This is a genomic window from Haloferax sp. s1 (assembly GCF_058382125.1).
The window spans coordinates 1-9,026 of the sequence record NZ_JBZRPK010000600.1 but is presented as its reverse complement, the minus strand read 5'-3'; the positions used below and the strand labels follow the sequence as shown (position 1 = coordinate 9,026).

Sequence of the window (9,026 nt, the reverse complement as noted above, 5' to 3'; positions counted from 1 at the left end):
CGCTCGCGGCGCTCGCCTACGTCTTTGACCCCCGGATGTTCCAGTACCTCGGACTCTCCGCGTTCGGCATTGTTGGACTCGTCGTCGCCGCAGTCGCCGCACTCGTCGGGACCTATCTCTCAGCGGCCGCGACGGTCGCCCTCGCCCGCGAGCAGTCTCTCGCCGCCGCGGTTCCCGTTACTCGCACCCTCGTGTTCGACATTTCGTTCGTCCCCGTCGTCTCTGCTGTCGCGCTCGTGGTCTTTAGCGGTCGGCTCCTGACCTTCCTTTTCGGGGCGTTCCCATTCGGTGGCGTCGTGCTCGCCAGCGTCGTCTCGTTTCTGCTACTCGTCGCGTCCGCGACGCTCCTCGGCCGGGGTGCACCTGAGACGCCGACGGAGAGCAGCGGCTGGCGTCCGGAAGTACAGACTGACACAGCAGGTTGGGAGTAGCGTTGCAGCGGAGTTGCAGCGGGACGGCAGTAGCGTTGTAGTAGGGTCGCAGTAGAGAGAGATTGGGTCGCAGAAAGGACAGCGTAGTCAGAGAGAGACCGATTCGACCGTCGTTACTGCGCGTCGGCGAGTTCCGCCGTCGCGTCTTTCGCGCCGTCGACTGTCTCGCGGACTGCGTCGACACCGTTGTCGTGTAGGAGATTCCCGACGACGACGACGTCGGCGTTCTGGCCCATCTCGTAGGCTGACTCGTAGTCGTGGATACCGCCGCCGTAGAACAGCGTCGCGTCGTCGAGGGCGTCGTGCGCCGCACCGACTTTCTCGGGGTCGCCGTACGTTCCGGAGTACTCGATGTAGACGATTTCTTGGCCGAACATCTTCTCGGCCACGCGGGCGAACGACGCCACGTCCTCGGCCGACTGGTCGGTGTCCGCGTCAGTGTACTCGGCGACCGACGAGTCGGGGTTCAGCACGATGTACGCCTCGGTGTGGGTGCGGTCCCAGTCCAGTCCGTCCTCGATGCGGACCCACTCTTTGTGCGCGCCGGTAATCCAGAAGGAGTCGCTGGCGTTGAACACCGTCGGGATGAGGTAGCCGTCGAGGGCGGGGTCGTCGATGACGACGCCGGGGTTCGACGGTTCCTGATAGATTGGCACGTCGTATTTCGCGGTGGCCTCGACGACGCGCTCCATCTTCTCCTCGGTGATGTCGAGCGTCCCGCCGATTTCGAGGGCGTCGGTGCCCGTCTCACACACGTCTTCGAACGTTTCGCCGTCGACGAGGTCCTTGTCGGGGTCAATTTTGGTGATGTGGTCCCAGTCTTCCCACGGATAGCTCATTGGTCGGTCTATGCTTGAGGGGGCCTAAAAAGCGTGCGAAAGTTGTGGGGCGTCTTGCCTCAGTAACTCTGGTTTCTAATTTGAATACTTCCAAATATTGACTATGGTTAGTCAGTTGTTCGAAGTACTATATTGTCAATTGTAGAGTAGCTACTTGTCAAATTCGTATGACATCTCTGACCTCGATTTAGTAACTGAGGTTTATTGGGAATTGCAGTACGCCGTTCAAGACAAATGTACTGGCATCCTTTGTGTCAATTACTTCTATCTTTAGTATGCCAATTCGCCAACATCGACCTCCGACGGACGAATTTGTTGAGGACTTTCAGGACACCATTGTTCCATCTGCTATTCCTTCTTCGGAGTTTATCGATTGGGATGGTATCGAAGACGAAATCAAAAACTATCAGGTCCAAATTGAGGCCGTCCTTGACCTTCAGGGAGTCAGTGAAGACGAGTTCGTCGAAGGTCTTGCTGACGCACTCATGAATGCTGACGAAACCCGGAAGTGGATTGACTTTTACTTTGAACTTCTCGGAGAACGCGGGAATAAGTATAGCGCGCTCGAAGGCGTCTGGAAGTTCTACGACATACAGCGTGCAATCGACTCTGGTGACAGGGAAGCAGCCCGCGACTTAGCCGATATACTCCAAGAAATTGGCCTGCAGTACATCGTGGACGAAGCAGACGTTCGTGACCACTTCCGAGGGATGCTCGTCGGCATGGAGTCACACGCCCGCAAGAACCGACAGGGAGTGTGCTTCGAGGGCTTAGTCGGTGAGAGGGTGAATGCGATTGCTGACCGACTTAATGATGCAGGATACTCCGTTGAGATGGACGCTGAATATACGACGGAATATAACGATGAATCTGGGCAGGAAAAAACAGTTGACTTCGCATTGTTCGAGGACGGAGACTTACGGCTTGTCGTTGAAGCGAACGCCTACAAGGTCGGTGGGAGCAAGCCGTCTGAAATCCGTCGCTCATACAACCACGTCGCTCAACGGATGCGAAAAGACGGTATAGCCTTCGTCTGGATTACCGATGGTCAGGGTTGGGAAAAGTCACTCACCAACGTCCTTCGACAGAGTTACGAAGATATCACTGACCTATACAATCTCCATCAAGCAGATACACAACTCCCCGCTGATGTGGAGCGATTCTTCGAGACGGGAGAAGTCTGATCTAGGTTTATTCAGAATTTGGAATCGCCAACGGCGTATCATGAACCTCATCTAAATCTTGCAATTCTAATTCCAGCTTGGACAGCGGCACGCCTTCATACAGTTGCTTGACCAGTTCGATTGTTTTGTCTCGTCCGGAGTAATTCCAATAGCGGATATCTTGCTCGATGAAGAGCCACGGAAGAGGCTTCAGTAGAGCTTCTGGTCTCCGGCCAACAGTAAAGTCGAAGTCGTCACTATACTTTTCGAGGACTTCGTCGGGTGAGTTGCCCTTGTATATATCTAACACTGCCTTACAAATTGCCTCGAACGAGTCGGCCTCATCGTGTTCTCGCTTCCAGTAGAGGTCAGAGTAAATATCTGGGTGAGACGGCGCTGGATTGGCAGAGTCGTCCCAGCCTTCTACACACACCTTGAAATCATATCCTTTGTTGAGCCATGCTGGACGAATCAAGAAAACAGGAGACCCATCACTCAATTCGTCGATATTGTAGCCAAGATATTTCTCATCTCGGTCCTCGTAAATCGAGAACGTCAGAACAACCCCGACCCGGAGCCTATTCAGTGGGTCGTCCCATTCGACCTGTTCCAGCATTTTCTTAACATCTTCAGGAAACTCATCGAATCCCAGCGTGTCAAACTCTCTGATTATGTCTACCACATGCGAAATTCAAGACACAATTTAATAAGTCCCAGAAACATGTATCTTGAACGGGTTTAGAAGTCCGAAAGTCCTTGCTGGCCGACAGTCTGCCGCTTTGTGGAGGGTACGTTCGTAGCGATGATTTCGTCTACTTCGTCTCTGTTCTCGGCATCGCTATTGATAGCTCGAGTAGCACCCTCTACTTCGACCTGGAAACCTGCCTCATCGTACCTTTTGTACATGACTCCGCTGTTGCTCAGAATAACGTTTACACCCTTCTGGTCAAGTTCCTTCGCCAAATCAAGTAATCGTTGCTGGTCATTCTTGTCGAAGCCATCCGCCGAGTAATCGGTGAAGTAAGCCGTTGAACTCATCGGCTCATACGGTGGATCGAAATACACTAGATCGTCTTTTTGAGCTTCCTCACGGATATATTCGAAGTCTGCATTGTGAATCTCCGTATTCTGGAGAACCCGGCTCGCCTTACGGACCTCTTTTTCCCGTACCCAATCGGGGTTACTGTATCGCCCTATTGGGACATTGAATCCACCGCTACTGTTCTCTCGGTAGAGTCCATTGTAGCACGTCCTATTCAAATAAAGAAGGAGTGCGGCTTCCTCAAGTTCATCGTACTCGTCTCCGTAAGGTCGGTTGTTGAACAACTCGCGTTGCTGGTAGTAGTAGTTGGAAATATCCTTCCCTTTTCGGTTGGTCTTAGAAAAGTTCCGTTCTGGGTCTGGGTCAGACTCAGGATGCTTGAATGACCGACACAGTTCAATCAGTTCATCCGGTCGGTCACGAACTTGCTTGTAGAAGTTCACCAAACGAGTGTTTGTATCGTTAATTGTACCGTCTTCAGGTTCAAGATCAAAGAATAGAGCACCTCCACCAAAGCACGGTTCATGAAAGTGCGTGTAAGATCTCGGGAAGCGGTTTTTCAACTCATCGAGTAACTGCCTCTTACCGCCTGCCCACTTTAGAATCGGACTTACCATCTCTTGTTATCGGTTGTTTCGTCTTCTGACTTAAACATACCCGTTCAATATACCTTGAATGGCTAATAGTTCTGTACTCTTAAGCGATAGGCCAACAGAGATGTCGATTGTGACTGCTGACCGTGACGAAGATTCGGGCCAATTCACGGAACAATATCCGCAAGAGGCATTTCTAAAAGCAGTCGACAATCTTGACCATGCGACGACAACCAAAGTTTCGGAAGAGGTTGGATGCTCTTACGATTTAGCCTATCGCCGTCTAAATGATCTTGCCGAAGAGTGTGAGGTTAAGCGGATAGAAATTGGCTCGTCCTTCATTTGGGTATGACTGTGACTCTCAAGTGAAAGAGAACACTGAACCTTCTTGACGTCATTCTTCCGAAGCAGCTTTTCATCGGATACTGGTGATTCAACACATAAATATCCCAGACGCAATACCCGACTCGAAGACGGAGTGAATCCGTTTTCGACGCCTAATCCGCTGCAGTCTGCCACTTCCGAACCGTATCCGCACCGACACCATCCACTCTCGAAGCCACGTCGTCCGGCTCGGCCGCTTTCAGCGTCTTCACGTCCTCGATACCGGCGTCTTTCAGTTTCTCGGCGGTCTTCGCACCGATACCCTTGATGCTCTCTAAGTCGGACCCGCCCTCGCCGTTCTGCTGGGCCTGATACTCGCGGTAGTTACAGATGGGACAGCCGAGGTCCCACGGCTCGCGGTCGCCCTCGTAGGTGATTCGGAGTTCCGGCAGGTCGTGTTCCTCGCAGGATTCGTCCGTGACTTCGATGTCGCCGCGGCGGGGGAGCGGCAGCGAGTAATCGCAGTCGGGATAGCGGGTACAGCCGACGAGTCGGGAGCCGGAACGGAGGCGCTTGATAGCGAGTTCGCCGCCCGCTTCGGCGGTTTCACCGCCTTCGCCTTGCGACGCCTCCGACGTCGCACCCTCACCGCACTCGGGACACGACCCAATAATCAGGTCGTCTTCTTCGTCCGCTTCCTCGGCCTTGCAGAGCGGGCAGCCGTGGACGAACGTCTTGCGCCCGGCGAGCATCTTGATGTGATGGAGGTCGTGCTCTTCGCAGGCGTCCTCCATGATGAGCGGCTTGCCGGTCGAGGGGAGCGGGAGGGTGTAGGTACAGTCGGGATAGGAGTCACAGCCGATAAAGTACGACCCACGGCGGCTCTTGCGGACGACGAGGTCGCCGCCACAGTCGGGACAGGTGCCGACCGTCTTGTCGGCCTTCAGGGAGTCCTGAAGCTGTTTCCCGAGTTCCTCGCGGGACTCCATGAGGCCCTCGAACACGTCTCCGAGCATCTCTTTGGACTCCTCGGTGACGTCCTCCAGCGTGGCCTCGCCGCGGGCGATAGCCAGCATGTCGGATTCGAGTTGCGAGGTCATCTCCTCGCTGACGATGAGTTTCGCGAAGTCCTCCGAGGCCTCCACGACGGCCCGCGCGAGGCGGGTCGGACGCGGCGGGTCGCTCTCGATGTAGCCGCGGTCGTAGAGCTTCTGAATCACGTCGTGGCGGGTCGCTTTCGTCCCGATACCCATCTGTTCCATCGTCTCGATGAGTCGCGACTGCCCGTAGCGACGCGGCGGTTGGGTCTGCTTCGCGTCGAGATGCGTCTCGGAGAGCACGAGCGCCTCGCCCTCTTCAACGTCGGGGACGAACGATTCGGTGGAGTTGAAGTACGGGTAGACTTCGTGGTAGCCCGGTTCGAGGAGGCGCTTACCGTTGGCCTTGAGCGAGAGACCGGCGGCCTCGGCGACGACCCGTAGGTGTTCCCACACCGCGTTCTCGGCCACGGTGGCGAAGAAGCGCCGGACGACGAGTTCGTACACGTCCCACTCGTCTTCCGTGAGGTCGGAGGCGGACGGGAGTTCACCCGTCGGGTGAATCGGCGGGTGGTCGGTCGTCTCGTTGTCGCCTTCGGTCGGTTCGATTTCCTCCTGTTCGAGGAGGGACTTCGCGTCCTCTTTGAACCGACGGTCACCCTCGAACGCGCCGAGGAGTTCGCGGGGGTCGAGGTCGTCGGGGTAGACCGTGTTGTCGGTCCGCGGGTAGGTGATGTAGCCCGCCGTGTAGAGGTCTTCGGCGATGCTCATCGCCCGCTGGGCGGAGTAGCCGATAGACCCAGCGGCGCGGATGAATTGGGTGGTGTTGAACGGCGCGGGCGGCTTGTCGGTTCGAGTGCGGCGCTTGACGGCGGTGACTTCCGCGACATCGACATCGAGGAGTGTCTCGTAGGCCGATTCGGCGGCCTCCTCGTCCCAGATGCGCTCGGCTTCGGTCCCGTCGTCGTCGAGGTAGAAGTACTGGGCTTCGAAGGACTCGGCGGCCCCGTCGGCGTCCTTCGTGAGTTTAGAGAACAGTTCCCAGTAGTCCTCGGGGTCGAACGCTTCGATTTCGCGCTCGCGGTCGACGATGAGTTTCAGCGTCGGTCCCTGCACGCGTCCGACCGAGATGAAGTCGTTGCCGAGTTGCCGGGCCGAAAGCGAGAGGAAGCGCGTAAGTGCGGCCCCCCAGACGAGGTCGATAATCTGTCGCGCCTCGCCGGCGGCGGCGAGGTCGAAGTCGAGGTCGTCCGGATTCTCGAACGCCTCTGTCACCTCGCGTTTCGTAATCGAGGAGAATCGAACTCGGTCGACGGGCACGTCCTCGTTCACGTCGCGGACGAGTTCGTACGCCTCCTTGCCGATGAGTTCACCCTCGCGGTCGTAGTCTGTGGCGATGGTGACGTTTCCGGCCTTGCGAGCGAGTCGTCGCAAGGCGGCGACGATGTTCTCCTGTGTCGGGTGTTTCTCGACGGGCGCACTGATGAGTTCGACTGGCTCGACGTCGCGCCAGTCGTTGTACTCCGGCGGGAAATCCACGCCGACGACGTGACCTGACAGACCGATACAGCGCTTCCCACCCCACTTGTAGACGTTGACGCCGTTCATTCGCTCTGCGGAGGCGGTCTCGCCGCTCAGGATGTCGGCGATACGCCTCGCGGCGTTGTCCTTCTCTGTGATGATGAGTTCCGGGCCGCGGCTCATTGAGCGGCGATATGTCGGGGGTTATCCTAAACCTTTCGTGCCCATATTCTTGGTGTAGAAGGCCTAACGCGCGCGGATGCGAGTGTGCGGGTGTGAGCGCGCCTCGCGCGCGAAGGTGTAATGTTCGCTGCCGACAGGAGAGACATATCAACATAAGGTCGGCTGACAGGCGAGGTCCAACACGAGTTTGGGCTGACATGACACCAGAAGCGCTAACGTCTGTGAGCCAAACCACAAAACGTGTCGAGTGAATCACGAATCGACATGACAGAAGGGGCTATTGCCCCCAAACTGCTCGCCCTCTCGTGGCCGCTCGTTGCGGGGAACCTCCTCCAGACGCTCTACAACCTCGCGGACGTGTTCTGGGTCGGGCGCGTCGGTGCCGACGCCGTCGCCGCCGTCTCGCTCATGTTCCCGACGAGTTGGATGTTCGTCTCGACCGCGATGGGAATCACCGCCTCGACGATTGCGCTCGTCTCCCAGCACATCGGTGCTGGGGAGGACAGACAGGCGGACCACGTCGTCGGCCAGACGATTCTCCTCACGCTCGCCGTCTCAATCGTCCTCGCAGTCGTCGGCTTCGCGTTCAGACACCCGCTTTTGAGCCTTATCGGAGCACAGGGTCCCGTTTTCACCAAAGCGCTTGCCTACATCGAGGTGGTGTTCCTCTCGCTCCCGCTTACGTTCCTCTTTTTCGCGTTCCGGGCCGCCTTGCAGGGCGCGGGTGACACCAAGACAGCCATGTGGCTCATGGTTGCCTCCGCGGGACTCAACGTCCTCCTCGACCCGATTCTCATTCTCGGATGGGGACCAATCCCCGGGATGGGAACGCGGGGCGCGGCGATTGCAACTCTCATCGCACGTCTGTTCGCCACGGCGGCCGGCGTTTACATTCTCCTCCGTGGAGACTGGGGCGTCCAACTCCACCTCGCCGACCTCCGACCGGACCCGGAGCGCCTACAGAGACTCGTCGATATCGGTTATCCTGCGACACTCGACGGGTGGGCGCGAAGCTTCTCGGCGGTCGTGATGGCTGGCTTCGTCGCCCGATTCGGTCCGATTGCGACCGCGGCCTACGGTATCGGCGTTCGGCTGATGTCCGTCTCGTGGACCGTCTCTGGGGCTGTCGGACAGGCGACGGCGACCGGCGTCGGGCAGAACTTGGGTGCGCAAACACCCAAGCGAGCGGCGTCCGTCACGTGGACGGCGATGATAGCGACGATGGGAATCCTCTTTGCCGCCGGTGGACTCGTGATGGCGTTCCCCGCCGAAGCCATGCGTCTGTTCATCGGCGAGCAGGCCGTCGTCGACGAGGGCGTCACGTTCCTCCGGATGGTCGCCCCATCGTGGGCGTTCTTCGGCGGCGTGATGGTCATTCAGGGCGCGTTCCGCGGTGCGGGAATCACCAAGGCGGCGATGGTGTTGTCGTTCCTCTCGCGGTGGATTTTCCGCGTTCCCGTCGCGCTCGTGCTTGCATTCGCGTGGACGGTTTCCGTCCCCGGAATCGGTCCCGTCTCCGGGCTTGCGTGGGGCGTCGAAGGCCTCTGGTGGGCGTGCGTCGTCGGTGCAGTCGCTTCGTTCGTCGTTGCTGTCGCGTGGTTCCGGACCGGGTCGTGGCGCAAAGGAGTGTTGGACCGCGGCCCGTCCGCAGCGGCGGGCGACGACTAAGTTCAAATCGTGCTGATACTAACAGCCTAGGCTCATGTACCTCCGCGTGCAACATACTTGCATGTCTCATACACCCGAGTTGCCGGAGCGATACGCCTGTGACGGATGCCAAGCCGTGGACGCTGGAAAAGGGACGAACAACAATGGGACGTACCACCTCAGCGCCCCCGCGGAGTGCGCCGCTTGCGGGTCGCCGAGTTTCGTTCGGTTCGAACAGTACGTGCG

At 57.8% G+C, this 9,026-nt stretch carries 6 protein-coding genes and 1 pseudogene; 3 read left to right on the top strand and 4 right to left on the bottom strand.

The window, feature by feature from the left end:
• Positions 1 to 431 (top strand): annotated as a pseudogene (locus QT222_RS12120) (DUF4013 domain-containing protein); the annotation flags it as partial.
• 113 nt (positions 432 to 544) lie between these two features.
• Here the strand turns inward: QT222_RS12120 and QT222_RS12115 are convergent.
• Positions 545 to 1,270 carry a phosphoglycerol geranylgeranyltransferase gene (locus tag QT222_RS12115; protein WP_491477322.1) on the bottom strand — a complete coding sequence of 242 codons (726 nt, stop codon included), beginning with the start codon at positions 1,268 to 1,270 and terminating at the stop codon, positions 545 to 547.
• 275 nt (positions 1,271 to 1,545) lie between these two features.
• On the opposite strand from QT222_RS12115, the gene QT222_RS12110 reads away from it, so the two are divergent.
• Positions 1,546 to 2,454: a DpnII family type II restriction endonuclease gene (locus QT222_RS12110; RefSeq protein WP_491477321.1), complete on the top strand. Its 909-nt coding sequence runs from the start codon at positions 1,546 to 1,548 to the stop codon at positions 2,452 to 2,454.
• Positions 2,455 to 2,461: 7 nt separating this feature from the next.
• On the opposite strand, the gene QT222_RS12105 is transcribed toward QT222_RS12110, so the two are convergent.
• The 3 genes from QT222_RS12105 to QT222_RS12095 all read right to left on the bottom strand — a co-directional run bounded on the left by QT222_RS12105 (position 2,462) and on the right by QT222_RS12095 (position 7,133).
• Positions 2,462 to 3,115: a hypothetical protein gene (locus tag QT222_RS12105; RefSeq protein WP_491477320.1), complete on the bottom strand. Its 654-nt coding sequence runs from the start codon at positions 3,113 to 3,115 to the stop codon at positions 2,462 to 2,464.
• 56 nt (positions 3,116 to 3,171) lie between these two features.
• The gene (locus QT222_RS12100) at positions 3,172 to 4,092 is read right to left on the bottom strand and encodes a DNA adenine methylase (RefSeq protein WP_491477319.1); all 921 of its coding nucleotides are present in this window, start codon (positions 4,090 to 4,092) and stop codon (positions 3,172 to 3,174) included.
• A gap of 473 nt (positions 4,093 to 4,565) precedes the next feature.
• Positions 4,566 to 7,133, bottom strand: a complete 2,568-nt coding sequence (locus QT222_RS12095) for a DNA topoisomerase I (RefSeq protein WP_491477318.1) — start codon at positions 7,131 to 7,133, stop codon at positions 4,566 to 4,568.
• 240 nt (positions 7,134 to 7,373) lie between these two features.
• On the opposite strand from QT222_RS12095, the gene QT222_RS12090 reads away from it, so the two are divergent.
• Entirely contained in the window at positions 7,374 to 8,801 is a 1,428-nt protein-coding gene (locus QT222_RS12090; RefSeq protein WP_491477317.1) for an MATE family efflux transporter, read from the top strand.
• Positions 8,802 to 9,026 lie beyond the last annotated feature (225 nt).

Excerpts from the sequence above, each read along its gene's own strand:
- QT222_RS12115 (WP_491477322.1), bottom strand. The coding sequence starts at position 1,270 with ATGAGCTATCCGTGGGAAGACTGGGACCACATCACCAAAATTGACCCC.
- QT222_RS12095 (WP_491477318.1), bottom strand. The coding sequence starts at position 7,133 with ATGAGCCGCGGCCCGGAACTCATCATCACAGAGAAGGACAACGCCGCG.
- QT222_RS12110 (WP_491477321.1), top strand. The coding sequence starts at position 1,546 with ATGCCAATTCGCCAACATCGACCTCCGACGGACGAATTTGTTGAGGAC.
- QT222_RS12100 (WP_491477319.1), bottom strand. The coding sequence starts at position 4,092 with ATGGTAAGTCCGATTCTAAAGTGGGCAGGCGGTAAGAGGCAGTTACTC.